The following is a 22,926-nucleotide window of genomic DNA, read 5'->3' as shown; positions in this document are numbered from 1 at the left end:
TTTTTCGACTATATTTTTCTTCGTTTCGGGATTTTTGCGCAAAAAATGCCGGAACTTTCACCCAAACCTGTCGTTTTCCAACTGATCGTTGCTTCGACGATCCCAAGCAACAGGAGGAGTACACCATGAACATCAAGATGATCTGTTTCGGCGCGATGACGCTCTCGATGGTTGCCGGCTCCGCGCTTGCGGCAGGCGACACCGGCACGTCGGCTCTCGACGATCCGGCCAAGATGCAGCCCTTCTACACCGATAGCGGCATGAAGACGATGGTCAGCAACGACGACTTCGTTAAAGCTTGGAAGGCCCTTACGCCGGACGACCAGACCGCGATGATGAAGGCCTGCGAGGACGAGGCGAAGGACGCCACTGCGGCCAACAGCCATCCGGAATTCTGCAGCAGCGTGAAAGCGAACGGCGGCAGCAAGTAGCAATCCAGCGAACCGATGAGAAACAGCCCCTTCGCGGGGCTGTTTTGCGTCTGCCGCAGGGCGCGCGGCCAAGCCCGCCACGCAACGATCAAGCCCGGCCGGCGCGCCGGCCCATTTCCATTCCTGCTATGTTGCACTGCGACAAAATTGTTTTATGTTGCACTGCGATAAAATTGTTGCATTGCGATATCGGCCTGCCCGGCCGACGTTGCGCAGGGGCTGGGCCTTGCACGAAGGAGCCGTCGTGGCAGCATCGTTCCGGTCGGACATACAAGGATTGCGCGCGCTCGCTGTCGGCGGTGTCGTCGCCTACCATTTCGGCCTCACCGCGCTCCCCGGCGGCTTTGCCGGCGTCGACATCTTCTTCGTCATCTCGGGCTGGCTGATAACAACCCACCTCATGCAGGAGATCGGCGAGACCGGCCGGCTCGACCTTTGGCGCTTCTATGCCAGGCGCGCGCGGCGGCTTCTGCCGGCAGCTTTGTTCGTCATCCTGGTTACGCTGGCCGCCGGCTACTTCATCCTGGCGCCGCAGGAGCAGGCGCTCTATTCGCGCGGCGCCATGTTCGCCTCCGCCTATGCCATCAATCTCTGGCTGCTGCGCTGGTCGTTCGACTATTTCGCCGCCGACGCCACCAGCAATCCCTTCATCCACTTCTGGTCGTTGTCGGTGGAGGAGCAGTTCTATCTGGCCTGGCCGGCGCTGCTTCTGCTGGCCGCCTGGCTGCGGCCGGGCCGGCGAACGGCCGCAGCCGTGATCGGCGTTGCCGGCCTTGCCTCCTTCGCCGCCTGCCAGTGGCTGACCAGCGCGGCGCCGGCCTGGGCCTTCTATTTTTCGCCGCTGCGCGCCTGGGAGTTCGCCGCCGGCGGCCTTGCGACGCTGGTCCCCATGGCTTTGCTGCAGCACCGCATCTGGCTGCGGGCAGCACTTGGCTGGCTCGGCCTGGCGCTGATCGCGACCGCCTATCTCCTGTTGAGCGAAGACCTGCCCTTCCCCGGCTGGTACGCGTTGCTGCCGGTGGCGGGCACCGTTCTGGTGCTGCTGAGCGGCGTTGGCGGGCCGCAGACCAATAGACGGACCGGCTGGCAAGCCCTTGGCCCGGCTACCGCTTTGTCCCTGCCTCCCTTGCGATGGATCGGCACGCTCTCCTATTCGCTCTATCTCTGGCATTGGCCGGTCATCGTCTATGCCGGGATGCTGGCGCCGGACCTTTCCGTGCCGCAGCGCCTTGGCTGTGGCGTGCTGGCGCTCGCGCTGTCGGTGCTCACCTATCATTTGATCGAAGACCCGGCGCGGCGCGGCGCCTGGATGGCGGTGGGCGCCCGCGCCTTTCCCAGGGTCATTCCAGACGCAAAACCGCTTCGCGCTTTTCCCGGCCTTGTGCTGGTTCCCGCTCTGATGCTGACCGGCACCGGCGTGGCGGTCGCCTATGCCAACGCGCATCTGGCCACGCGCAATATCGGCCCCGAGCAGCGCGGCATCGAGCAGGCGGTCGAAAGACCTTCCATCGCGCGGGCCGTCGACAAGAACTGCCTGGCCGACTTCCAAACGGTGACGCCGAAACCCTGCATGTTCGGCCCGGCCGATGCCACCCGCACCATCGTGCTGTTCGGCGATTCGCACGCCGACCAGTGGTCGACGCCGCTGATCGAGGCGGCCAAGCGCAACGACACAAAGGTCATCACCTATCTTAAATCATCGTGCCGCGCCTCGCGGCTCTCCACCTTCAACACGGTGCTGAAGCGCGACTACACCGAATGCGACGCCTGGCGCGAGCAGGCCATATCAGAGATCATCCGCCGCAAGCCGCGCCTGGTGGTGATCTCCGAATTTTCCATCGGCAATCTGACCCGCGACCTGCCCGCCGCCGAACGCACCGCCGAAGTAGCGCGCTGGCAGGCCGGCCTGCGCTCGACCTTGCAGGCCTTCAGCCGGGCCGGTGTCGAGACGGCTGTTATCCGCGACACGCCGATTAACGCCAGCTTCGCCGGCTCCTGCGTGGCGCGCACCCTGTGGTGGCGCGAAGCCCCCTCGCCGCACTGCGATACGCCAAGGGCGGACGCCGCCAACGACAGCACCGCCGCCGCCGAGCGCGCCGTGGTGACCAGCGTACCCGACACCCGCTACATCGACCTCACCAACCAATTCTGCGGCCCGACCACCTGCCACGTCGTCATATCAGGCAAGCTGGCGTTTCGTGACAGGCACCATCTGGCGACGGGCTTTGCCGAGACACTGGCGGGGCCATTGGAGAGGGCCTTGTTTTAGAGGTTCCCTTCTCCCCGTCTATACGAGGAGAAGGTGCCGGCAGGCGGATGAGGGGCGGCGCGGCGCGGCAAATCAATGCGCCCCCGCGAACAGCTCGCGATGATGAGCCAGAAACGCCGGATGTGGCATCAACCGCGCATCCTTGGGCCAATGCAAACCCTGGGATTCCGGACGGAAGAGATTTCTCAATTCGCTCGGCACCCGGTTGTGCGCGACCAGCAGTCGATGGTTTTCGTCTATCGAAATCAGATGCCGATCGAACAGCCAATGCACGGTGGCCGATAGCGCGATGCCGTTCCGGACAACATCCGGCCCGCCGACCGCGACAGGTTTGATATGAGCGGCCTGAACCTCGGCCCTGCCGCCACCATTGATAATGCGCAAGCCGGTGACTGCGCATTTATCCTCATAAGCACGGCAGACTTCCAACCGGAAGGTGGCGTCGCGGATTTTGCGGTTCAGCAAGATCTGTTCGACCCGACGATCGACCGTCTCGGCAAAACCGGGCTGTCCGGCAAAACCAGGCTGGATCGGCCATGGAACATCCAGCGGCAGCATGTCGGGGCTGAGCCTTCTGGCGTTGGCAGGGTCAAGTGTCTCATTCAAACCAGCCAGCACGATGTTGTCGAAATCCTCACTCAGGATCGGGCGCATCGACTTGCCCTGCACGGCTTGGCCGACGTGGCTGGGGTCGAGAACCTCGCGCAACAGCGCCTCCGCGTAGCGGCCATCCTTAACGAAAGGCACCGGTGTAGGAAATTCGAGATAGTCCGTCACATGGGCATAGTAACGGTCGGATCGGTCAGGATCCGGCAAGACATCTGTTACACGCGCATAGGCGATATACGCACGACGGCCGCCATTGCGCTGCGGTTCGCGAAACAGCACCCAGTCGCCAATGGCGTTCCGGGCAGCGTCCAGATAATTGCTGCGAGCGGGGAATTGATAGCGGCGGGTGATGTCATCGTCGTAGCCAGAACCCGGCTTCACATCGAAAACGGCTTTCACGATTCTATTCCTGGGAATGCAAACGCCTAGGCTAGCGATGTTTTACGCATCGTGCGAGCCATCCGTTGCACCATCTCACCATCTCACCACCTCACCACCTCACCTCCTCATCATCATCCCGTAATGCACCGCCAGCAGATCCAGCCCCACCTTCAGCAGCTTTGTCACCACATTCCGGCCCTCGCCGGTCTGCTCGGACAGGCGCTTGAGGGAACCGTCAGCGCAGCAGACTTGTCGCACCACGGCGGCCACCTCCCAATGGCCTAGCGCTCTTGTGGCGGCGGCATAGGCCCTGCCGGCGTCGAGAACGCTGTCGGCGATGCCGCCGCCGTCGCGGCCGCCGTCGACGCGCTCGCTCCAGCGCATCGGCTTGACATCAGCCTGCTGGCTGCAGCGGAAATCCTCGCGGTAGCGCAGGCCTGCCTCGCGCTGCTGGCGCGACAGCGAGGTGATGCCGATAAGCGCATCGATGGCGCGCACCCGCACGATGCCGCCGGTGGCGGCGTAGCCGTCATTCGACACCTCGTAGACACGGGCAGCCTCCAGCGTTCCCGCCGCCAGCCGCTTGCGGCCGAAGGCGTCATCCCTGAGCGCGAAATCATGGCCGATCTCGCGGCGTATGCGCACCTGCTCGGCCTCGCCCTTCGGCAATTTCGGCGCCTGCGGTTTTGCGGGTTTGGTCTTTTTGCTCATGGAAGGCTCCTGGTTGGCTTGGGATGATGGAGGACGGCAAAGCGGCGATCCTTCGCGCTGTTGGGCATCTCCCCACATGGTCGGCAGGGCGGAGAGGGCCGCCGTTCGGTTGGCCTTCGTTGAACCGGAGGTCGTCGCCTCTTCGCCGCTGCGCCACCATCCTTGCCGCCCGGCATCCAGGCTGATGGAACCGGCGCGAGCTTTCGACGTTATGTCGCGTCCACGCCAAGGGGAGGTTCGCCGATGACAGCCTTCATGCCGGTTACCGTGCGCTTTTGCGACAACAAAACCATGCTGGTCAGTTCGGTGGCCGGCGCCGCCGAGGCACTGCGCCACCAATGGCCCGACAAGACAGCACCTGGTTATCTCGAGGCGACGCGGCTGGTTACGCTCGCCGTCGACGGCATTTGCTGCCAGCGCATCGCATTCGACGCCTTCACCAGGGCGGCCAAGCAACAGAACATACTGGTGGCCAGGCCCAAAAGCCGCGCCCATGACTGGCTGGACGCGGTGGCTAGTCCATGAGGATCGCCAGCCAGCCGAAAAATTGATGCAACCGCCCGCCAGCGGGGCGCGTTTAAGGATGCGGTAGACAGAGCCGCGCGCAAAGCGAAGGTGAACGCCGTGGGTACGATGAAAACCGGAGTGCCGCTCAAAGTGCGGGTGGAGGATGAGGTCGAAGAGATCGACAGCGTCAGCGAAGCCGCCGATTTTCTGCAGCGCTGGCCGCTGGAGCGACGCGGCCATGTCTACCGCAGCGCGCTTAACGCCTGCAGCGCGGCGATCGCCGCGCAGATTTCCGAAGCCGACGCCATGAAGGTGTTTACCGGCTTTGCCCGGGTGACCGGCATATTGATCGCCGAAGGCAACCCGGCGATGGCGATGGACGCAAGGAGCATGCAGAGCCGCACGCCCAAGCAGGGCCGGCAGATGCCGAAGTAAGATTCTGGCGATTTTGCTCCGGGCTTGATTCATCTCAGATCCTCCACCTCTGTGCGGGAGGCAGCCCCCTCACCCAGCCTCCGCTTCGTTCGGCTGACCATTCCGGGGCGAGCCACCTGTCCCGCCCGTCCTTCGGACCCCGAGGGGAGAGGAGACTTGCACCGTCGGTGCCCTCCTCTTCTCCCAGCGGGGAGAAGGTGGCCCGAAGGGCCGGATGAGGAGGCTGGCGCAGCAACGGGGGAGCGGGCTCATCCCGCCACAAATACGCGGCGCTGGAAGCGCGCCTGATGATAGGTGCAATAGCTTTTCAGCGCCGTGGTGCGCATGCCGCAGCACAGCATGTCGGCGCCCGGCCGGCTGCCTGGCGCATCGTTTTCAGAATCCTCCTCCACCGTCAGATCCAGCGGCGCGCGGCAGCGTGAAAACAGGCAATCGACGAAGCGCATCGCCACGCCATGCGGCTGCCGGCCGATGGCCGCGCGCGGCGGCGCCGGCACCTCCAGGCGATAGGCTACGCCGTCGGCGATCAGCACGCCCGCCTCGCGCACGAACGAATGGGCGCGCCTGGGCCGGGCCACTTCATGCGTATGGATATCCTTGGCGGCAAGCACGCCATGCATCTTGCCGACGGCAGGCGTCGCATTCGCCGACATGCCATCGGCCCGCTTGCTTCCAGCGCGCTTGCCCCCGGCCTGTCTGGCTCGCGGCGGCGGCCCCTTGCCATTGGCAAAGCCGATCGCGCCCAGCATGGCGTTACGATGCACGATGCCGATGATGGCGTCGCGCGACACCGGACTGCCACGCAGCGCGGTGAACGCGACTGCAATCCTGGAGGCTGAAAGCCCGTCCTTCAGCCAGCGGCCGATCTCGTGCAATTCCGCGTCGCTATAGCTTGCCATATACCAGCTCCATCCAAAGTTCGGCCGCGCGCCGTCGGGCAGCGTCAAGGTTCGACCCGGTGGCCGGGCCGCGGTCAGGTTGTTTTTCAAGAGCCGGCTGTCAGCCGGCCAGCCTCAGCCGGATTGGGCCGATTTCCCGCCGGCAAGGTGCAAAAGCCGCGCCTCGGCCGTGTTTCTGTCCAGGGCGGAAACCGCCCTGCCCGTTAGCCTGTCCAACAGGATGACGGTGCCGTCCTCGGTGCGGATGCAGGATCGGCCAGCCGAAAAAACAGCGCCGGCGCCATGCCGGCCGAATTGGGGACCGGAGCCGCTGGGAGCGGCGGCTCCGGCCGTTCCGGTCGCCGGAGACAGGCGGACCGGACCCGAGGCTGGTGCAGTCAAGCACTGAGCCTCGGGCTTCATCCCGGCCGGGGAGGAGGACGGCCGGGGCGGAAGGGAACGAGTGGCGGTGACGACCGCCGGATGCGCCTCGCGTGAGGCCGGCGACTCGGCGCCATCAAAGCTGGACAGGTTTTGCATGACCAGATATAAGCATAACTCGAAAATATATGCAAGCCATTCTTTCATAGACGAGGGTCGCTTTCATCGCTCACATGGGCGCCATGGCAAAAACGGAACTGTCGATCAAGGTCGGGGCGGCGATCCGCAAGGCGCGCAAGCAACGCGGCCTGGTCATGCGCCACATTGCGGAGCACAACGACACCGATGTCGCCGCCGTCGGCAACTGGGAAACCGGCCGCAATCTGCCCAAGACCGAGAACCTCCTGAAGACCGCCGCCTTCCTGCGCGTCGACCCGGTGGCGCTGGGCCAAGGGCAGGTCGTGTTTCTCGACGATGCCGGACCGGTCGCCGACGCGGAGATCGTCACCGATGCCGGTCCGCTGCCCGCCGGTTCGATGGATATCGAGGTGCTAGGCGCGGCCGTCGGCGGCGACGATGGCGATTTCACCTTCAACGGCGAGCCGGCAGGCTACGTCCAGCGCCCGCCGGGCGTGCGCAACCTGCCGAAGGTGTTCGCCCTGCACGTGCTCTCGGATTCCATGGTGCCGCGTTACGAGCCCGGCGACCTGATCTATTGCGGCGGCCGCGACGCGGTGCCCGGCGACCACGTGGTGATCGAGACCTTCCCCGAAGAAAACGAGCGCAACGGCAAGGCCTTCATCAAGAAGCTGGTCAAACGCACGGCGGGCGAGTTGGTGGTCGAGCAATACAATCCGCCGAAGACGCTGACCTTCAACCGCTACGCCATCAAACATGTCTGGCGCGTGATTTCGCTGAAGGAATTGCTGGGGTATTGAGGAGCGCTTCTTGCCTTCTCCCCTTGCGGGGGTGAAAGGCGGTCCGCACAGCGGACGAAAAGCCAATTGCTTGGCTTTTCGAGCCTTGAACGCCCTGAGCTTGCGAAGGGCCGGGTAGCGCAGGATCCACCTGCCGGGTCCCCGCTACTTCGCAGCGCCCCGGCGTTCGCTGGCCTTTGATCGTGCCACTGGCACGATCAATTCGCTTACGCGAACCGGCCGTTCACCCTTTCGACAAGACTCAAGCCCGCCGCGCTCCCTCCAGCGGCACCTCGCGATCGCTCAGCATCTGCGCTTCGCTACGCACGCGCTGGCGCTCGTCGATGAAGGCCGCCTGGATCGTAACGGTCGCCCCCGGCAGTCCGTCGGCACGGCAGGCCGAGCAGACGATGCGGCCCGACAGAGCGGCAAGCGGCGTGTTCCTCGTCACGCCGAACCGCTTCAACTGATCGGGCCGCCACCAACGGTTGCGGCCGCAATCCGCGCACTCGACCGAGATCGAGGCGACATGCGCCATTGTTGGTTCCCTGCCCGGCAATGCCATCGCCCCTGCCTCGTCTTTGTTCCTGATTTGTTCGCATATTCCTGTGTTTTGCGCCCGGAGTCGAGTCGCAGTTTTCAAACTTTCCCAGAAGTTTTTCTTCTAAGGTAATTTGAGTTATGCTTTCACGCTGGATATGCAAATGTGAGTCGGAGCACGAACCCGCCCATTGCATCAAACCCGGGAGCGATAATGGACGCCCTTGCCGCCGATTTTGCCCGTTCCTGCGGTTACGCCGGCGACAGCCTGGCCCTGCTTGAAGCCTTCGAAGCCATCCGCCGCAACGGCATCGCCCACGCCCGTCAGGATCACGTCAGGCGCAAGGCGGTGATCGACGCGTTGAAACCGTCGGAGGCGCTGTTCCTGGCCGCGATTGGCCCGGCCCTCTCGGCGGAGGAGGCCATCGAGGACGCCGTCCGCTTCATAGCCTGCTGGCGCAACATACCGCGCTGGCGCCAGGAGCGGCGCCTGCCCGACCTGATCAGGGCCAAGCAACAGCGGCTGGTGGCGCGGTATTTTCGTCGCCATGGCCATCTTCTATGGGCGCGCGAAGCAGCGTGAGGCTGGACCAGCCATTTGCGGGTTCCATCAGCAATTTTTTCTTTCTAGACTGCGCAGGGGTGGCTGATCGTCGACGTGCATAGTTTGGAATGTTCAAGACTGCCCGCTTAAAATTTCAAACCTGGATAACGGCCGGCGCGGGAACCATCGCCGCCCTGTTCGTCGCCGGCCTGATGGGCGCGTTCGGCGCCCTGCCCCCCCCACGCCCCGCCGCAATTGCCGCCCGATGCCGGCATCGATGCCGGGCGTTGGCATCTCAAGCCGGTGCGTGCATATGTCAGCCGCGCCAAGGTCTATGGCGTGCCGCTGAAACCAGGCCAGAAGGCGCTGGTGCTGGAGGTCGACCTGACCAATCGCACGGCGCAATCCGACAAGGCCTATTTCAATGTCTTCACGCCGGACGGACTCGCTCTGCTCGACGGCCTGCCGATGATCGCGCTGACCCGTGATTCGACTCTGACGCCGGAACTGCATCCCGGCATGACCGAACGCATGGCCTATGTCTGGCCGCTTGCCGGCGACGCCATCGTGCCGGCAAATCTCAGCTTCGGCATCATCGCCGAGATCTTCAAGCCGCGCGACAACCTTTACGGGACGCCCGGCTGGTTCAATCCCACTCGGCTCGGCACCGTCACCTTGCCCGTCGTCGACCTGCCCGTGGCAGACTCACGGAAAGGCGGCTCATGAATATCCGGGCCATCGGCAATCTCCTGATCCTCGCCACCACCGTGGCGCTGAGCTACGGCATGCAGGTGTCGAAGCCGCATTATGCCGAGCTCACCGCACCGATCCCGGTCGACGGCGCCGTCCACGACACGGTGCGGGCGCGCAGCTTCGCTGTCCGCCTCGACAGAGTGGTCTTTGCCCGCACGCTGAAGAGCGACCAGTTCGGCCAGGAGAAGCTTTTGACGACCAGCGGCCTGTGGGCGGTGGTGACGACCAGTCTCACCGCCACCAGCACCTCCACCACGGTCGCCGACGGCACCTGGCAAGGCCCGACCGGCCTGCGCTACCACCAGAGCGAACGGCTGGGCTACCGCCAGGACATGCCGCCGCACGCGATCGACCCAGGGCTGGAGAGAAGCGGCCTGTTCGTCTTCGAGGTGCCGGCCGACCAGATCCGAGGCGCCAGCCTCTTGATCGCCGCGCGCCAGTTCGGCCCGCTTGACGCCCAGGCCCGCCTCAGCCTCGATGCCGTTCCGACCGACGCCGACGGCCAGCCGGCGGATATCTTGCCGCTATACGATCTCGACGCCCCACCACCGCAGGGCAAGGCACCGCAGGGCAAGACATGAGCGCGGTTTCAACCGACCCAGCCGACGGTGGCGAGAAAAAATGGCGACGGCGCGGTCTTGCCGCGCTCGCTATCCTGCTGCCGCTGACGTTGGCCGAGACCAGCTATGACAGCGTCCGTGAATGGCTGCACGGCGACGACCTCATCGCCAGGGATGTCGAGTTCGGCCAGTCCGTGCCATTCGGCGGCAGCGAGTGGCGGCTGGCCGATCTGCGCGGCGGCAAGGCCGGCCGCTTGCCCGACCACGCCTTCGCCGTCATCGCCACCTTTGCGGTAACGGTCGGTGATCCCGAGCTACAAAAGCAGTGGCTGGGCTGCAAATTGATGCTGACCGATGCCGCTGGCCGCCGCTGGCTGCCCGACTTCATCTCCGGCGTCAGCCTGCCGGACGGCGTGATGAACTGCACCTCGGCGATCTTCTCCGGCGCCAAGAAGGGCGAAATCATCACCGTGGGCGAAACCTTCATCGTGCCCGAGGATGCCATCAAGACCATCCGCCCGGCTGTCGGATTGGGCAGCGAGCGGCCGTGGTTCCTGCGCTTTCAGAGGCCGCCGAAGTGAGCGTCCTTCTCCCCGTAAACGGAGAGAATTCACTTCTCCGCCCCGTTCACCATCGAAAACGCTGTCTCCAGCACGGCGGCGAGAAAGCATATGCGCAGCGGCTCGATCAGGATGCCGGTGGAGGAATCCTGGAACGGGCTGCCGAACAGCAGCGTCACGCCGTGCGAAAAAATCTGCCAGATATCGAGCTCATGCGGACCGATCAGCCGCGTCGTGCCCAGCCATAGCCAGGCAGCGCCCCAGTCGAGCAAGCGGTAGCCGACGACCAGCGTGCACAAAAGCACCAGACTGGAGCTGACTGTCAGCCGAACCCCGTTGGCGATCGGCAGATAGCGCGAGCGGTAACCGGCGATGAAATGCTCGACGAAATCACGCAGGAATTTCGGCAGGCCGGCATAGCGCCGGCCGGCGCGCTCCAGCCGGCCGTGCACGCGCATCAGGGCGGCATCGTCGCGCACGTCATAGCCATAGATCAGCGCCGCCATCACCAGCCAGATCAGCGGCAGGAGCATGAAGAAGAACAGGTTGACGGCAACCGTCGATGGCGCGATCGACTCGACCGGCACCATGGGGGCGGCCGAGGCCATCGGCACCGGGTTCGCCAGCCCGTCCATTGAGGCCTGCAGGGGCGACCAGAAATTGCGGCTCATCAGCCATTGCAGCGCCGAGTCCTTCCAGCGGCTGATCACATAGAGGCCAACGAAGATCCAGTTGGTCTCGCAGATCACCACGACGATCTGCCAGAACGAGGCGGCACTTGTTTTAGCCTGCATGAATTTGGCCAGCCGGCGGATCAGCCACGACACCGCCACGGAGACCAGCAGCCAGCGTGAATCGAGCACGTCGAGCACATCAGCGCTCTGGCCGAAATCGGCCTGGTCGAGCGTGGCGCGCGAATATTGCCGCACGATGTCGCCGAGGAATCCCCAGGCGGCGTAATAGGCGAAGAACGGCAGCAGCGCGATGGTGATCATCCGCACCAGCCGCGAACCGCGTCGGTTCGCTGCCGCGCCCGGCTCCGTTTGCGCCGCGTCGGTTGCGGCCTTGTCGGCGCTGCGCTGCGCGGACAGCACATGCGGCAGGCCGGGGCGCAACACATGGAACATCGCCACCGTCACCACCAGCTGCGCCAGCGCCACCAGCGTCAGCATCGCCAGCCCGGCGAAGTGATTGGCCAGCGCCACCTTCGCCGCGAGCTGCATGAGGAGATCGCCGACCAGCACGCCGGCCAGCACGAGTGCCACGAGTTGCGGCCAGAACCGCATGAGCAGCGAAAAACTCAAGGTGATCGGTCTGATGATATTGGCAAACATGAGGTTCTCTCACGATGCCACCCGCCCCAAGTCTTTCTAGCAAAGCATGCTTGTTTTGCAAGAATGGGGGTCCCTAGCAAGCGCAGGTGCGAGGCACCCCCCTCTGTCCTACCGGACATCTCCCCCGCAAGGGGGGAGATTGGACGTCATGACTGCTTTCGCCAATTTTCAACGTTGAAGAGAAAGCGGCGAGGACGAAGCTGCCAATCTCCCCCCTTGCGGGGGAGATGTCCGGCAGGACAGAGGGGGGTGCCTGGGCGCCAACCGCTCCTCCCCTTTGCTCCTCACCTTCTCACCCGCGATTTCAGCCACCGGTCGAACGCCACCGCCAGGATCAGGATGAGCCCGATGACGATGCTTTGCGTGTAGGACGAGACGTTGTTGAACTGCAGCCCGTTTTGCAGCACGCCGATGAGCGCCGCGCCCACCACCGTGCCGCCGACAGAGCCGATGCCGCCGAACAGCGAGGTGCCGCCGATGACGACGGCCGAGATGACCGTCAGCTCGTAACCAATACCGGCGACTGCTTCGGAGGAGTTCAGCCGCGCCGACAGCACGAAAGCGGCAAGCCCGGCAAAGAAGCCGACGATGACATAGACCGAGATCAGGATGCGGTCGACGCGCAGGCCCGACAGCCTTGCCGCCTCGGCATTGCCGCCGACGGCATAGACGGCTCGGCCGTAGCGCGTGTAGCGCAGCACGATGTGGCACAGGATGGCGGCCGCGGCGAAGATCAGCGCCGGCACCGGCACGGGGCCGATCAGCCCGGTTCCGAACCAGCGCATCGAGGCGTCGAAGCCCGAGATCGGGCCGCCGTTTGAGATGGTCAGCGTCAGCCCACGAAACACCGTCAGCCCGCCCAGCGTGACGACGAAGGGCGGCACTTTTAGCCGGGTGATGACAAGCCCTTGCACCCCGCCGGCAGCAGCGCCCACAACGACGGCGGCCAAGAGTGCTGCGAACCAGCCGAACCCTTGCGTGCCGCTCGTCGACAGCGACAGCGTGTTGGCGGAGCCGCCCTTGGCGACCACGGCGGCGACCATACCGCAGAAGGCGAGCAGCGAACCGACCGACAGGTCGATGCCGGCGGTGAGGATGACGAAGGTCATGCCGAGCGCAATCAGCCCGGTGATCGAGATCTGCCTTGTGATGTTGAACAAATTGATCGGGTCCATGAAGCTCGGCTTCAGCACGGTGAAGACGATGATCAGCGCCACCAGGAACAGCAGCGGCCCGAAGCTCATCAAAAGCCGCGCGAAGTTGATACCGCCGCGCTGATCCTGTTCCCCCGCCACGCTCATAGTATCTCCTTGCGGTCGAGTGCCATCAGTTCCATCAGTCTTTCCTCGTTTGCCTCGACGCCCGGCATCTGGCCGGTGATGCGTCCCCGGCGCATGGTGACGATGCGGTCCGACACCGCAAGCACCTCGGGCAGCTCGGACGAAATCATCATCACCGCAATGCCGCGCGCCGCAAGCTGCACCAGGATCTGGTGCACCTCTGTCTTGGCGCCGACATCGACGCCGCGCGTCGGCTCGTCGACGATCAGCACTTTCGGATCACGCGCCAGCCAGCGCGCCAGGATCACCTTCTGCTGGTTGCCGCCCGACAGGCCTTCGATCGCCTGCTCGGCCGAAGCCATGCGGATCGACAGCATCTTGCGAAACGCGGACAGCGCATCGCGCTCGCGCCGCTCGGCCATGAAGCCGAAACCGTTGCTGAAGCTGCCCAGCGAAGCGATGGAGAAATTCGGCAGGATGCCCAGCGCGGCAAAGATCGCCTGGTGCTTGCGGTCCTCCGGTAGCAGGCCGATGCCGAGCGCAATGGCATCCGCGGGTGATGCCGGGGCGATCGGCTTCCCGTCGAGCGTGATGGTGCCGGCCGCGATGCGGTCGGCGCCGAAGATGGCGCGCGCCAGTTCCGTGCGGCCGGACCCCACAAGCCCGGCGACGCCGAGGATTTCACCGGCCTTGAGGTCGATGTCGACGCCGTCGAGCACGATGGCGTGGGGCGCCTCGGGGTCGCGCACGGTGCGCAGGCCGCGCACCGACAGCACGACATCGCCGGCAACCGCGCGCTGCGCCGGCCGGGCGTAGAGCTCGGACGCCGCGCGGCCGACCATCTTCTCGATGATTTTGGGCAGCGCGATCGGGCCGCCCTCGCGGTTAAGATGCCCGGCCAGCCGCCCGTCGCGCAGCACCGTCATGCGATCGCATATGGCGGACGCTTCCTCCAGCCGGTGGGTGACGAACATGATGGCGACCTTGTCCTTGCGCAGCCGATCCATGATCGACAGCAGCCGCTGCACCTCGGTCTCGGTCAGCGCCGAGGTCGGCTCGTCCATGATGATCAGCCGGCTTTTCAGCGACAGGGCGCGGGCGATCTCGACCAGTTGCTGTTCGGCCACCGACAGCGCCGACACCGGCGTCATCGGGTCTATGGAGAGACCGACGCGGGCGATGATCGAGCGCGACTCTTGCTCCATGCGCCTCCAACTGACCAGCCCGAGCGGACCGATCGGCGCGCGGCCGATAAAGATGTTTTCCGCCACAGTCAGCGTCGGGATCAGGCTGAGCTCCTGGTAGATGGTGACGATGCCGAGCCGCTTGGCATCCTGCGGGTTGGATGGATGATAATCGGCACCGTCGAAAGTGATGCGGCCGCCCGACGGCGGCATGACGCCCGAGAGGATTTTCAAGAGCGTCGACTTGCCGGCGCCGTTTTCGCCCAGCAGGCCGAGGATTTCGCCGGGGCGGATGTCGAGCGAGACATCGCTGAGCGCGGTGACGCCGGCGAAATGCTTGGTGATGCCCTCGACGGCGAGCAGGACGGGTTCGGGCGATGCGGATTCAGCTGGCAAGGGTTGCTCCTCTGATGCAGTTCATGCCGGCACGCTCAGCACTTGAACACCCCCCTCTGGCCTTGCCGGCCATCTCCCCCGCAAGGGGGGAGATCGGCAGCTTTGCTGATAGCGCTTTTCCTGCGGTGTGGAGATTGGCGAAAGCAGGACGGACAGCCAATCTCCCCCTTGCGGGGGAGATGTCCGGCAGGACAGAGGGGGGTGCTGTCCCACCGGCTTTGCCAATCGGCCGATCCCCGCCAAACCCCTACTTCGTCTCGCCAATCCGCTCCGCCTTGTCGAGATTGTCCTTGCCGATGACGATTGGCGTCAAAAGCACCAGCTTCTCCTTCGGCTCGGTCTTGTCCTTGGCAAAGGCCACCGCGATGCGCACCGCGGTGCGCGACTGCTCGCCGGGAAACTGCTCGACGGTGCCCGCAAGCTTGCCGTCGCGCACCGCGACCAGCGCTTCCGGCAGTGCATCGAAGCCGTAGATCTTGACGTCGGTGAAGTTGCGCGCGGCGCAGGCCTCCATGGCGCCCAGCGCCATGTCGTCATTGGCGCAGACGATGGCGTCGGGCTTGCCGTTGGCGGCAAGCCCGGCCTCGGTCACCGACAGCGCCTCGGCGCGGGCGAAGTTGGCGGTCTGCTCGAAGACGATCTGATACTTGTCCTTCAAGGGATCGAGCACATTGTGCACGCCCTTGTTGCGGTCGATCGCCGGGCCGGCACCGGGCTGGCCCTGCAGATGGAACAGCTTGGCGCCGTTCGGGAACGCCGCCACCACGGCGTTGGCTTCCGCCTCGCCGCCCTTCACATTGTCGGCGCCGACATGCGCGAGGATGCCCTCGACGCCGTCGACGCGGCGGTCGATCGTCACTACGGGAACGCCGGCCTTGACCGCTTCCTCGATGGCCGGCGCCAGCGCATTGACGTCGAGCGGCGAGATGACGATGGCGTTGACCTTCTGCACCAGGGCGGCCTCGATGTCGGCGGTCTGCTTGGTGGCCGAGTTCTGGCCGTCGCTTTCGGTCAGATTGACGCCTTGCGTGGCGGCTTCCGCCTTGATCTCGTTCAGCATGTGCACGAAGAACGGAAAGCCGAGACTGGGCACCGAGCCAAGGATGGTGAGCTTGTCCTGCGCAAACACCGAGGGCGCGGCAACCATCATGGCGCCGAAAGCCGCGGACGACAGCAGGAATTCACGTCTGTTCATGGGATCCTCCTCCACAAGAACGCACGACCCGAAAACCGGATCGGTTTCAGGAAGGATCATGCGTCGGTTCAAAGTGTGGAGCATCCTCCCTGCGCCCGAAAACGCATGCCGCTCCAGCTGGCCGCCGCTGTAAAAAGAGCCTCCCACGACGCCTGCGCAGGGATGCTAACCCAGCGCCAACCATTTGTGCAACCTCGATATAACAGCGCCGTCCGGCAAAATTATCGGAATTGTCGGATTTTTGGATCGTGGGCTGGCATCTCACTGAGGCGTCTGGCTTCCATTCCCTCGACCCGGCACTACCTTGGATTGACCCGCGAAGCTTTTGTGATCTGGAGAACCCGTATGAAGCCGCAAATCATCTGCCATATGCTCGCCTCACTCGACGGCAGCCTTCATCCAAGCCGCTACACGACAAGTCCGGACGGGACCCGGGCGGAGTGGTCGAGCCTCTACGAGCATATCCACAATGATCTCGCGGCTGACGCCTGGATCGTCGGCCGCGTCACCATGGCCGAGATGAGCAAGGCCGGCGCGCATCCGCCGGCCAATACCGGCAAGGTCGACCGGCCCTATCATTTCGCGCAAAGGGATGCGGGCAGTTATGCCGTGGCGCTCGATGCCTCGGGCAAGCTTCATTTTTCCAAACCCGACATCGGCGGCGACCATGTCGTGGTGCTGCTTGGGCGTGACGTTGCCGACAGCCATCTGGCCGAGCTCGCATCCGACGGCGTGTCCTATATCGTCGCGGAAACGGCGGATATGGATCTCGCCGCGATGGTCGAGGTGCTCGGACGCGAACTCGGCATCCGCCGGCTGCTGCTCGAGGGCGGTGCCGGCATCAACGGCTCGTTCCTTGCGGCCGGGCTCGTCGATGAACTGAGCCTTCTCGTCGCACCCGCGATCGATGGACGGGCCGCGAACCAGGCGTTCGTCGAGTTCGGCGAGAGTGGCCTGCCGGGCAAGATGCAGTTGTCCCTGAAGAGCTGCGAAGCGCTGGCGCATGGACTTGTCCATCTGCGTTACGCAGTTACTCCTGGATGAGGGCTGACCGCCTCGTACAGAAGGGCCGGCAATCTGACTGAAGATTACCGGCCCCTGTATCGTCAGCTTCAGCGCCGATGCTTCAGTCGATCAAGCAGCGTATCGCATGGCGTCGAGATCGGCGATCAGCGTCGGGCCGGTCGGATGCCAGCCAAGCCGTAGCTGGGTCAGCGCGCTGGAGGCCGGCAGATCCATCGGCGCGAACATCGCCATCCAGCCGAAATGCTCCGCCGCTCTTTCCGGCGCGATGGAAACGACCGCCAATTTCAGGCCCCGGCCAAGCGCCTCGGCGATGGCCCGCACCTCGACGCCTTCCTCGCCGACCGCGTGATAGCGCGCGCCCGGCTGCCGCTTTTCCACGGCCAGCCGGTAAAGCCGCGCGGCGTCGAGGAGATGGCCCGCGGAGAAGCGGTTGCGGCCTTCGCCGACATAGGCCGAGACGCCTTTTTCACGCGCGATTTCGATGAGCGGCGAGATAAGCCCTTGCTTGACCGGATTGTGGACCTGCGGCAGCCGCACCACCGACACATTGATGCCGGCGTCCAGCAAGGCATTACCGGCCAGCTCCGAGGCGATGCGCGGATTGGGATGGCCGGGATTGAAGACGTCCTCGATCGCCAGTTCGCCATGCCCGGGGCTGCCCATGCCGACGCCGGAGGTGATCACCAGCGGCCGGTCGGAGCCGGCCAGGGCGGCGCCGAGTGCGGCGATGACGCGCTTGTCCTTTTCGCAATTTTCGGCAAACCGCGAAAAATCGTGGTCGAACGCTGTGTGGATCACAGCCTCCGCCTTGGCCGCGCCGTCGCGCAGCCCCTCGGGATCCTCGAGCGTCCCCCGGAGCACTTCGGCGCCCGCGGCGGCCAGCGCCTCGGCGCCGGCGTCGGAGCGGGTCACGCCGACCACCTGGTGGCCCGCCTGGATGAGTTCGGGAACCAGCGCCGAACCGATGAAACCGGTCGCGCCGGTGAGAAAGATACGCATGCAAAATCTCCTGCACAGTTGCCTGCGTAATATTGCTGGTCTATTATTCTATTAAAGTAGTGATCTTATCATGGTATAATGGCTAACAGGATGCCCTCCAGTTCCGCCGGCTCACTGGCAGCGTTTCTGAAAGACCGGCGCACGCGGCTCGATCCGGCTTCCTTCGGCTTTTCGGGCCGCCGACGCACGCCGGGACTGCGCCGGGAAGAGGTCGCCCAGCGCGCCAACATAAGCCCGACCTGGTACACATGGCTGGAGCAGGGCCGCGGCGGCGCACCCTCGGCCGATGTCCTCAATCGCATCGCCAAGGGGCTGCTGCTGACCGAGGCGGAACGCGAACATCTTTTCATGCTCGGGCTGGGGCGCCCGCCCGTGGTCCGCTACAGAGGCGACGAGGGCGTCAGCCCCCGGCTGCAGCGCCTCATCGACACACTCGATGCCAGCCCCGCCATAGTCAGGACCGCCACCTGGGACGTCGTTGCCTGGAACCGCGCCGCGCGGGTCGTGCTGACCGACTACAGCGCCCTGCCCGAAGGCGAGCGCAACATCCTGCGTTTCATGTTCCTGCGCCCCGTCATCCGCGCCAAGCAGCACGATTGGAAAAACCTGGCCCGTTTCGTGGTCGCTTCGTTCCGTGCCGATGCGGCACGCGCCGGCGCTGTCTCCGAGGTGCGCGAACTCGTCGACGAGCTCTGTAGCGCCAGCCCGGAATTCGACGCGCTGTGGCGCGAAAACGACGTGCTCAGCCACGGCGACGGGACAAAGCGCCTGAAACACCCGGAACTCGGCGATATCGAGCTGGAATATTCGGGCTTCGCGGTCGACGGCCGGCCGGATCTGAGCCTGACCGTCTACAACCCGGTCGACAGCGCCGTCGCCGACCGTATTCGCGCGCTGGCTCTCGCCCGACACCCCAAAGAGTAAGGGCCGGACGGCCCGTCCGCGGGGATGACGCCCGCCCTCAAGCGCGCTCGCAGACCGCTTTCAGGATTTGCAAGGTCGGCCCCCAGTAGAGATTGGCATGCGGACGGATCGCCGGTTCGGCGAAGTCGCTGAGCGTCAGCGTCAGCTTCGTCCCCCCATCCATCGGCGCCAGATCGAAGCTGACCACGGTGTGGTTTTCGGGCACATCCGCCAGCCGCGAGGCCGACAGCGTGCTCCAGTAGCCGTACGCGAAGCTCTTTCCGGCACAAAAGCGCGGATGGTGCCATGGTTCTCGAACGGCATTCCGCGCAGCAGTCCGCGCATCACGATCGCGCCGCCGGCATGCCCTTGCAGGCTGACAGTCAACTCCTCGTCGGACATCCATTGCGGGATCATTTCTGGCATCGTCAGTATCCGCCAGACCTTGGCCGGCTCGGCACTGATGACGACGGTCTTGGTGATCGGCGAGATGTCGAGAGACTCACTCATGCGAAGCAAGTTTATCGCGGATGCGGCGGCGACAATATCGCCGGTCCAAGAACTGCGGATGCCGCCACTGCCCCCTTGCTTTGCGCACGATTGCAGCAGCGCGTCTTGCGAAGCCATTGCAGCCCGTGGCATTTGTCGGCTCCACCAGCACAGACGGCAGCATGACACCACGGCAGACACGACAAAGCGGCAGGCAGGCGGCGCCCGGCGTCAGCCTGAACCGGGCGCTGTCGAAGCTCGGCCTGTGCTCTCGCACGCAGGCCGAGGTGCTGATCGCCGAAGGCCGCGTGCGTGTCGGCGGCAAGGTCGTGCGCGATGCAGCCCTGCGCGTCGACCTCGACCGTGACCGCATCGTTGTCGACGACAGGCCGGTGGTTGCCGAGCGCAAGGTCTATCTCGTCCTCAACAAGCCGCGCGGGCTGGTCACCACCCGTGACGACCCGCAACAGCGCGACACCGTCTATGCCTGCCTGGAAGGGCTCGACCTGCCCTTCGTCTCCCCGGTCGGTCGCCTCGACAAGGCCAGCGAAGGCCTGCTGTTGATGACCAACGACACCCGGTTTGCCAACCGGCTGATGGATCCGGCCTCGCATTTGCCCAAGACCTATCACGTGCAGATCGGCATGGTGCCGGACGCAGCGATGCTGGACAAATTCCGCGCCGGCGTGACCGTCGATGGCGAGACCCTGAGCGCCAGTTCGATCGAACTTTTGCGCAGCGGCGGCCGCACCGCCTGGCTGGAGATCGTGCTCGACGAAGGCCGTAACCGCCACATCCGTCGCCTGCTCGCCGCGCACGGCGTCGAGGTTCTGCGCCTCATCCGCATCGCTATCGGCCGCCTGCCGCTCGGCGACCTCGCCAAGGGTACGGCACGGCATTTGACGCCGGAGGAACTGGAGCTGCTGGCGGGGTGAGCCCCGCGTATCGTCGATGTCGGCGGCCTTGCATCCGCGCCACCTCCTGACAGGAAGCTGTCAGGAGGCCTGGCCTATAGGTGACTCATGGGCCGGGCTGCGGCTCCAGCAATCCAGGAGCAAAACAAATGAATTTCGTCTCTGTCCGCATCATCACGTCGGACGTCCAGCGTCTCGTGCGCTTCTATGGCGAGATCACCGGCATGCCCGTGACTATGTACACAGAAGACTTCGCCGAACTCGCGACACCTGCCTGCACGTTGGCAATCGGCAGCACGCGCACCTTGATGCTGTTCGGCGGCGACATCGCCCGCCCCGCCGACAACCACACCGTCATCCTTGAGTTCCGCGTCGGCGACGTCGATGCTGAATTCGCCAGGCTCTCGGACCTACTCAGGGATGTAACGGTGCAAAAGCCGACCACAATGCCCTGGGGTAATCGCTCGCTGCTGTTTCGCGACCCCGATGGCAATCTGGTGAATTTCTTCACGCCGGTAACCGCCGAGGCGATCAGGAAATTCGACAGGTAGGGGGAGCGGTACCGCCGGCCGATGCCGCACTACTTCTGGTTCCATTTCCGGATGACCGGCTCGCTCAGATCATGCTCGTAGCCGAGCACGCTGATGCTTGCCGTATCGAGCACGAACAGCGCGCCGCCTTCGGGCGGCAGCCCGATCCAGCGCGCCGCCAGCACGCGCAAAAAATGCGCGCTGGAAAACACCAACATGTCGGCATTGGCCTTGCGTAACCCGTCAATGATCCTGTCGGCCCGCGCGCCCACATAGGCCGCCATCTCGCCCTTTGGACAACCATCGCGAAACACATTCCAGCCGGGGCGCTCGGCCAGGATCTGTTTTGTCGTCAGCCCCTCATAGGCGCCATAGTCCCACTCCTGCAGATCGTCCTTCTTGACGCTCTGCGCGCCGAAGCCGGCCAATACGCTGGTGTTGTAGGCGCGCTGCGACGGGCTCGACCATACGGCCGAAAAGGACAGGCCCTTGAGCCTATCCGCGACGCCCCGCGCGGCGGCCTCGCCAACCGGGGTCAACGGCATGTCGGTGCGGCCGGTATGCTGCCCCGAAAGGCTCCATGCCGTCTCGCCATGCCGGACCAGATGGATTTGGGGATACACGCTGCTCATGAGATGCCTTTCGATGTGGTCCGGCACCTTAAGCGACGATGCGGCAAAGGGGAATCCGCTTGGTACAAAACTGCGTGGTCGCCTGGCCTTGATCCGCGGCGGGCCGGCCCTGTGATCATCCTGGTGCCGCAACTATATCAAGGCCAGCCTCTACAAGGCTCCCGCCACCACAAGGGCACGGGCCCTTGCACAACAAGTCGAGATCATCATGTACAAACATCTGCTCATCGCCACGGACGGATCGGAACTGGCCGACAAGGGCGTTGCCCACGGCCTGACATTGGCCAAGGACCTCGGCGCCTCCGTCACCTTCGTTACCGTCTCGGAACCATTCCCGATCTTCGCCTGGGGCGGCGCCATGGCCGGCTATGCCGCCGGCGATGAGCTCGTCGCCTACAAGGAAGAGGCAGGCCGCTATGCCAAGGAAGTGCTCGCCAAATGCAAGGCGTCGGCGGACGCCGTTGGCGTGGCCGCGGAGGTGGTCCATGTCGAGGACAAGCGGCCCGCCGAAGCCATCCTGGAACTGTCGCAGGCCCTGCGCTGCGACCTGATCGTCATGGCCTCGCACGGCCGTCGCGGACTGGGCAAGCTGCTTCTCGGCAGCCAGACGGCGGAAGTGCTGTCCTACACGGAGATTGCGGTGCTGGTGGTGCGGTAACAGATTTGGCCCAGCGCGCTCCTCACATGCCCGTGAGGCTAAAGCGATAGGATTTATATTGTACGGATTCAATCCGTACCATATAATAGCAGACAAAGGAGATAGCCATGCCTCGCAACGTCGGTGATAACGGTCGAATCGATTTCCGGATTCCGCCCGAAGCGAAAGCCGTGATCGCACGTGCGGCCGCCCTGTCGAATGTCGGCCTGACCGAGTTCGTTACGCGCTCCGCACTGCGTGACGCCCAGGCTGCGATCGAACGCGCCGAACATCTTGCGCTGTCAGAACGGGACAGTCTGCGCGTCCTCGACCTGCTTGAAAACCCGCCCTCCCCGACCAACCGCCTTATCCGCGCCGCCAAAGCCGGCCAGACTCTCGCGTGAACTCCGTCACATGGCAAGAAGTGCCGATCGGGAGACAACATAACCGTGCCGCCTTCGACTGTGGCGACGCGGACCTCAACATCTATTTGCAGCGCTTTGCGCGTCAAAGTCATCAAAGCGGTGGCGCAAAAACTTTCGTCGCCGTGACGGCGCAAGATCCTTTGCGCATCCTCGGCTTCTACTCTCTCAGCCCGGCTTCGATCGACTTTGCCAGGACCCCGGCAGTCGCCAAACGCGGCCTTGGCCGCTATGACGTGCCGGTCTACCGTCTGGGTCGGCTCGCCGTAGACCGTACGATACGAGGCCGCGGCCTTGGCGGCGGTTTGCTGCTCGCCGCCGGGAAGCGCTGTATGGCAGTCGCGGAGGAGCTCGGCGGCGTTGCCTTGCTAATCGATGCCAAAGGTGACCAGGCTGCCCACTGGTATGAAGGTTACGGTGCGATCCGTCTGGATGACGCGCCGCTGTCCCTGGTCCTGCCTTTCGCCGCGATCGCCAAGGCGATAGCTGCATTCTGAACGCCTGCCGCA

28 protein-coding genes are annotated in these 22,926 nt (G+C 64.6%); 16 read left to right on the top strand and 12 right to left on the bottom strand.

Going from position 1 to position 22,926, the window contains the following annotated elements:
- The first annotated feature begins 125 nt into the window (after positions 1 to 125).
- Together NKH06_RS03450 and NKH06_RS03445 are read left to right on the top strand one after the other, a co-directional pair.
- On the top strand, positions 126 to 431 hold the full coding sequence (locus tag NKH06_RS03450) for a hypothetical protein (protein WP_023813297.1): 306 nt from the start codon (positions 126 to 128) through the stop codon (positions 429 to 431).
- A gap of 244 nt (positions 432 to 675) precedes the next feature.
- Positions 676 to 2,700, top strand: a complete 2,025-nt coding sequence (locus tag NKH06_RS03445; protein WP_352441852.1) for an acyltransferase family protein — start codon at positions 676 to 678, stop codon at positions 2,698 to 2,700.
- A gap of 72 nt (positions 2,701 to 2,772) precedes the next feature.
- Here NKH06_RS03445 and NKH06_RS03440 read toward each other — a convergent pair whose 3' ends face one another.
- Both NKH06_RS03440 and NKH06_RS03435 read right to left on the bottom strand, forming a co-directional pair.
- Entirely contained in the window at positions 2,773 to 3,708 is a 936-nt protein-coding gene (locus tag NKH06_RS03440; protein ID WP_023813295.1) for an HNH endonuclease, read from the bottom strand.
- Positions 3,709 to 3,807: 99 nt separating this feature from the next.
- Positions 3,808 to 4,401 (bottom strand): DUF6456 domain-containing protein, encoded by a 594-nt coding sequence (locus tag NKH06_RS03435; RefSeq protein WP_352892225.1) that lies wholly within the window; start codon positions 4,399 to 4,401, stop codon positions 3,808 to 3,810.
- A 243-nt stretch (positions 4,402 to 4,644) separates the two neighbouring features.
- Between NKH06_RS03435 and NKH06_RS03430 the strand changes: the two genes are divergently transcribed.
- Both NKH06_RS03430 and NKH06_RS03425 read left to right on the top strand, forming a co-directional pair.
- Positions 4,645 to 4,926 (top strand): DUF982 domain-containing protein, encoded by a 282-nt coding sequence (locus tag NKH06_RS03430; RefSeq protein WP_352892222.1) that lies wholly within the window; start codon positions 4,645 to 4,647, stop codon positions 4,924 to 4,926.
- A 108-nt stretch (positions 4,927 to 5,034) separates the two neighbouring features.
- Positions 5,035 to 5,343 (top strand): DUF982 domain-containing protein, encoded by a 309-nt coding sequence (locus NKH06_RS03425; protein WP_023813292.1) that lies wholly within the window; start codon positions 5,035 to 5,037, stop codon positions 5,341 to 5,343.
- Between the two features lie 248 nt (positions 5,344 to 5,591).
- On the opposite strand, the gene NKH06_RS03420 is transcribed toward NKH06_RS03425, so the two are convergent.
- On the bottom strand, positions 5,592 to 6,242 hold the full coding sequence (locus NKH06_RS03420; RefSeq protein ID WP_352892221.1) for a GcrA cell cycle regulator: 651 nt from the start codon (positions 6,240 to 6,242) through the stop codon (positions 5,592 to 5,594).
- 593 nt (positions 6,243 to 6,835) lie between these two features.
- Between NKH06_RS03420 and NKH06_RS03415 the strand changes: the two genes are divergently transcribed.
- Positions 6,836 to 7,540, top strand: a complete 705-nt coding sequence (locus NKH06_RS03415; protein WP_023813289.1) for an XRE family transcriptional regulator — start codon at positions 6,836 to 6,838, stop codon at positions 7,538 to 7,540.
- Positions 7,541 to 7,781: 241 nt separating this feature from the next.
- Here NKH06_RS03415 and NKH06_RS03410 read toward each other — a convergent pair whose 3' ends face one another.
- Positions 7,782 to 8,084: a hypothetical protein gene (locus NKH06_RS03410; RefSeq protein ID WP_031213614.1), complete on the bottom strand. Its 303-nt coding sequence runs from the start codon at positions 8,082 to 8,084 to the stop codon at positions 7,782 to 7,784.
- Positions 8,085 to 8,273: 189 nt separating this feature from the next.
- Here NKH06_RS03410 and NKH06_RS03405 point away from each other — a divergent pair, with 189 nt between their 5' ends.
- The 4 genes from NKH06_RS03405 (at position 8,274) to NKH06_RS03390 (ending at position 10,497) form a co-directional block, all read left to right on the top strand.
- Positions 8,274 to 8,642 carry a hypothetical protein gene (locus NKH06_RS03405; RefSeq protein ID WP_023813287.1) on the top strand — a complete coding sequence of 123 codons (369 nt, stop codon included), beginning with the start codon at positions 8,274 to 8,276 and terminating at the stop codon, positions 8,640 to 8,642.
- Between the two features lie 216 nt (positions 8,643 to 8,858).
- Entirely contained in the window at positions 8,859 to 9,329 is a 471-nt protein-coding gene (locus tag NKH06_RS03400) for a hypothetical protein (protein WP_352892218.1), read from the top strand.
- Positions 9,326 to 9,937 (top strand): hypothetical protein, encoded by a 612-nt coding sequence (locus tag NKH06_RS03395; RefSeq protein ID WP_352892215.1) that lies wholly within the window; start codon positions 9,326 to 9,328, stop codon positions 9,935 to 9,937. The genes NKH06_RS03400 and NKH06_RS03395 overlap by 4 nt, the downstream gene beginning before the upstream one ends.
- Positions 9,934 to 10,497, top strand: coding sequence for a hypothetical protein (locus tag NKH06_RS03390; protein WP_352892214.1), 564 nt, complete (start codon positions 9,934 to 9,936; stop codon positions 10,495 to 10,497). The genes NKH06_RS03395 and NKH06_RS03390 overlap by 4 nt, the downstream gene beginning before the upstream one ends.
- Positions 10,498 to 10,526: 29 nt before the next feature.
- Here the strand turns inward: NKH06_RS03390 and NKH06_RS03385 are convergent, their stop codons facing one another.
- From NKH06_RS03385 to NKH06_RS03370, 4 genes are all read right to left on the bottom strand, one after another.
- Positions 10,527 to 11,810 (bottom strand): hypothetical protein, encoded by a 1,284-nt coding sequence (locus NKH06_RS03385; RefSeq protein ID WP_352892212.1) that lies wholly within the window; start codon positions 11,808 to 11,810, stop codon positions 10,527 to 10,529.
- A 284-nt stretch (positions 11,811 to 12,094) separates the two neighbouring features.
- The gene (locus NKH06_RS03380) at positions 12,095 to 13,111 is read right to left on the bottom strand and encodes an ABC transporter permease (RefSeq protein ID WP_352443288.1); all 1,017 of its coding nucleotides are present in this window, start codon (positions 13,109 to 13,111) and stop codon (positions 12,095 to 12,097) included.
- A complete protein-coding gene (locus tag NKH06_RS03375) occupies positions 13,108 to 14,670 on the bottom strand; it encodes a sugar ABC transporter ATP-binding protein (protein ID WP_352892209.1) in 1,563 nt (520 codons plus the stop codon). The genes NKH06_RS03380 and NKH06_RS03375 overlap by 4 nt, the downstream gene beginning before the upstream one ends.
- Positions 14,671 to 14,917: 247 nt before the next feature.
- Positions 14,918 to 15,865, bottom strand: coding sequence for a substrate-binding domain-containing protein (locus NKH06_RS03370; RefSeq protein WP_013530574.1), 948 nt, complete (start codon positions 15,863 to 15,865; stop codon positions 14,918 to 14,920).
- Positions 15,866 to 16,210: 345 nt separating this feature from the next.
- Here NKH06_RS03370 and NKH06_RS03365 point away from each other — a divergent pair, with 345 nt between their 5' ends.
- Positions 16,211 to 16,909, top strand: a complete 699-nt coding sequence (locus NKH06_RS03365) for a RibD family protein (protein WP_352443114.1) — start codon at positions 16,211 to 16,213, stop codon at positions 16,907 to 16,909.
- 90 nt (positions 16,910 to 16,999) lie between these two features.
- On the opposite strand, the gene NKH06_RS03360 is transcribed toward NKH06_RS03365, so the two are convergent.
- A complete protein-coding gene (locus NKH06_RS03360; RefSeq protein WP_352892207.1) occupies positions 17,000 to 17,890 on the bottom strand; it encodes an SDR family oxidoreductase in 891 nt (296 codons plus the stop codon).
- A gap of 90 nt (positions 17,891 to 17,980) precedes the next feature.
- Here NKH06_RS03360 and NKH06_RS03355 point away from each other — a divergent pair, with 90 nt between their 5' ends.
- Positions 17,981 to 18,814, top strand: a complete 834-nt coding sequence (locus tag NKH06_RS03355; protein WP_352892206.1) for a helix-turn-helix transcriptional regulator — start codon at positions 17,981 to 17,983, stop codon at positions 18,812 to 18,814.
- A 37-nt stretch (positions 18,815 to 18,851) separates the two neighbouring features.
- Here the strand turns inward: NKH06_RS03355 and NKH06_RS03350 are convergent, their stop codons facing one another.
- Both NKH06_RS03350 and NKH06_RS03345 read right to left on the bottom strand, forming a co-directional pair.
- The gene (locus NKH06_RS03350) at positions 18,852 to 18,977 is read right to left on the bottom strand and encodes an SRPBCC family protein (protein ID WP_352892204.1); all 126 of its coding nucleotides are present in this window, start codon (positions 18,975 to 18,977) and stop codon (positions 18,852 to 18,854) included.
- Positions 18,956 to 19,435: an SRPBCC family protein gene (locus NKH06_RS03345; RefSeq protein ID WP_352892202.1), complete on the bottom strand. Its 480-nt coding sequence runs from the start codon at positions 19,433 to 19,435 to the stop codon at positions 18,956 to 18,958. The genes NKH06_RS03350 and NKH06_RS03345 overlap by 22 nt, the downstream gene beginning before the upstream one ends.
- A gap of 29 nt (positions 19,436 to 19,464) precedes the next feature.
- Here NKH06_RS03345 and NKH06_RS03340 point away from each other — a divergent pair, with 29 nt between their 5' ends.
- Positions 19,465 to 20,217, top strand: a complete 753-nt coding sequence (locus tag NKH06_RS03340; RefSeq protein WP_031213612.1) for a pseudouridine synthase — start codon at positions 19,465 to 19,467, stop codon at positions 20,215 to 20,217.
- A 128-nt stretch (positions 20,218 to 20,345) separates the two neighbouring features.
- A complete protein-coding gene (locus NKH06_RS03335; protein WP_023813272.1) occupies positions 20,346 to 20,747 on the top strand; it encodes a VOC family protein in 402 nt (133 codons plus the stop codon).
- Between the two features lie 29 nt (positions 20,748 to 20,776).
- Here NKH06_RS03335 and NKH06_RS03330 read toward each other — a convergent pair whose 3' ends face one another.
- Positions 20,777 to 21,358 carry a histidine phosphatase family protein gene (locus NKH06_RS03330; RefSeq protein ID WP_031213611.1) on the bottom strand — a complete coding sequence of 194 codons (582 nt, stop codon included), beginning with the start codon at positions 21,356 to 21,358 and terminating at the stop codon, positions 20,777 to 20,779.
- Positions 21,359 to 21,566: 208 nt separating this feature from the next.
- Here NKH06_RS03330 and NKH06_RS03325 point away from each other — a divergent pair, with 208 nt between their 5' ends.
- From NKH06_RS03325 to NKH06_RS03315, 3 genes are all read left to right on the top strand, one after another.
- Positions 21,567 to 22,016: a universal stress protein gene (locus tag NKH06_RS03325; protein ID WP_023813270.1), complete on the top strand. Its 450-nt coding sequence runs from the start codon at positions 21,567 to 21,569 to the stop codon at positions 22,014 to 22,016.
- Between the two features lie 107 nt (positions 22,017 to 22,123).
- A complete protein-coding gene (locus tag NKH06_RS03320; protein WP_023813269.1) occupies positions 22,124 to 22,399 on the top strand; it encodes a type II toxin-antitoxin system TacA family antitoxin in 276 nt (91 codons plus the stop codon).
- Positions 22,396 to 22,914, top strand: a complete 519-nt coding sequence (locus NKH06_RS03315; RefSeq protein ID WP_352892199.1) for a GNAT family N-acetyltransferase — start codon at positions 22,396 to 22,398, stop codon at positions 22,912 to 22,914. The genes NKH06_RS03320 and NKH06_RS03315 overlap by 4 nt, the downstream gene beginning before the upstream one ends.
- Positions 22,915 to 22,926 lie beyond the last annotated feature (12 nt).

The sequence above is a fragment of the Mesorhizobium sp. M1342 genome, assembly GCF_040317955.1.
In the GTDB taxonomy this organism is placed as follows: Bacteria; Pseudomonadota; Alphaproteobacteria; order Rhizobiales; family Rhizobiaceae; genus Mesorhizobium.
Note: the sequence above shows the minus strand (reverse complement) of the source record. Positions and strands in the feature narration are given on the sequence as shown.

What these genes read in the sequence shown, in the direction of transcription:
- NKH06_RS03450 (WP_023813297.1), top strand. Translation starts at nt 126, where the DNA reads ATGAACATCAAGATGATCTGTTTCGGCGCGATGACGCTCTCGATGGTT.
- NKH06_RS03435 (WP_352892225.1), bottom strand. Translation starts at nt 4,401, where the DNA reads ATGAGCAAAAAGACCAAACCCGCAAAACCGCAGGCGCCGAAATTGCCG.
- NKH06_RS03430 (WP_352892222.1), top strand. Translation starts at nt 4,645, where the DNA reads ATGACAGCCTTCATGCCGGTTACCGTGCGCTTTTGCGACAACAAAACC.
- NKH06_RS03425 (WP_023813292.1), top strand. Translation starts at nt 5,035, where the DNA reads ATGAAAACCGGAGTGCCGCTCAAAGTGCGGGTGGAGGATGAGGTCGAA.
- NKH06_RS03420 (WP_352892221.1), bottom strand. Translation starts at nt 6,242, where the DNA reads ATGGCAAGCTATAGCGACGCGGAATTGCACGAGATCGGCCGCTGGCTG.
- NKH06_RS03415 (WP_023813289.1), top strand. Translation starts at nt 6,836, where the DNA reads ATGGGCGCCATGGCAAAAACGGAACTGTCGATCAAGGTCGGGGCGGCG.
- NKH06_RS03410 (WP_031213614.1), bottom strand. Translation starts at nt 8,084, where the DNA reads ATGGCATTGCCGGGCAGGGAACCAACAATGGCGCATGTCGCCTCGATC.
- NKH06_RS03405 (WP_023813287.1), top strand. Translation starts at nt 8,274, where the DNA reads ATGGACGCCCTTGCCGCCGATTTTGCCCGTTCCTGCGGTTACGCCGGC.
- NKH06_RS03395 (WP_352892215.1), top strand. Translation starts at nt 9,326, where the DNA reads ATGAATATCCGGGCCATCGGCAATCTCCTGATCCTCGCCACCACCGTG.
- NKH06_RS03390 (WP_352892214.1), top strand. Translation starts at nt 9,934, where the DNA reads ATGAGCGCGGTTTCAACCGACCCAGCCGACGGTGGCGAGAAAAAATGG.
- NKH06_RS03385 (WP_352892212.1), bottom strand. Translation starts at nt 11,810, where the DNA reads ATGTTTGCCAATATCATCAGACCGATCACCTTGAGTTTTTCGCTGCTC.
- NKH06_RS03380 (WP_352443288.1), bottom strand. Translation starts at nt 13,111, where the DNA reads ATGAGCGTGGCGGGGGAACAGGATCAGCGCGGCGGTATCAACTTCGCG.
- NKH06_RS03370 (WP_013530574.1), bottom strand. Translation starts at nt 15,865, where the DNA reads ATGAACAGACGTGAATTCCTGCTGTCGTCCGCGGCTTTCGGCGCCATG.
- NKH06_RS03365 (WP_352443114.1), top strand. Translation starts at nt 16,211, where the DNA reads ATGAAGCCGCAAATCATCTGCCATATGCTCGCCTCACTCGACGGCAGC.
- NKH06_RS03360 (WP_352892207.1), bottom strand. Translation starts at nt 17,890, where the DNA reads ATGCGTATCTTTCTCACCGGCGCGACCGGTTTCATCGGTTCGGCGCTG.
- NKH06_RS03355 (WP_352892206.1), top strand. Translation starts at nt 17,981, where the DNA reads ATGCCCTCCAGTTCCGCCGGCTCACTGGCAGCGTTTCTGAAAGACCGG.
- NKH06_RS03350 (WP_352892204.1), bottom strand. Translation starts at nt 18,977, where the DNA reads ATGGATGGGGGGACGAAGCTGACGCTGACGCTCAGCGACTTCGCCGAA.
- NKH06_RS03345 (WP_352892202.1), bottom strand. Translation starts at nt 19,435, where the DNA reads ATGCCACGGGCTGCAATGGCTTCGCAAGACGCGCTGCTGCAATCGTGC.
- NKH06_RS03340 (WP_031213612.1), top strand. Translation starts at nt 19,465, where the DNA reads ATGACACCACGGCAGACACGACAAAGCGGCAGGCAGGCGGCGCCCGGC.
- NKH06_RS03335 (WP_023813272.1), top strand. Translation starts at nt 20,346, where the DNA reads ATGAATTTCGTCTCTGTCCGCATCATCACGTCGGACGTCCAGCGTCTC.
- NKH06_RS03330 (WP_031213611.1), bottom strand. Translation starts at nt 21,358, where the DNA reads ATGAGCAGCGTGTATCCCCAAATCCATCTGGTCCGGCATGGCGAGACG.
- NKH06_RS03325 (WP_023813270.1), top strand. Translation starts at nt 21,567, where the DNA reads ATGTACAAACATCTGCTCATCGCCACGGACGGATCGGAACTGGCCGAC.
- NKH06_RS03320 (WP_023813269.1), top strand. Translation starts at nt 22,124, where the DNA reads ATGCCTCGCAACGTCGGTGATAACGGTCGAATCGATTTCCGGATTCCG.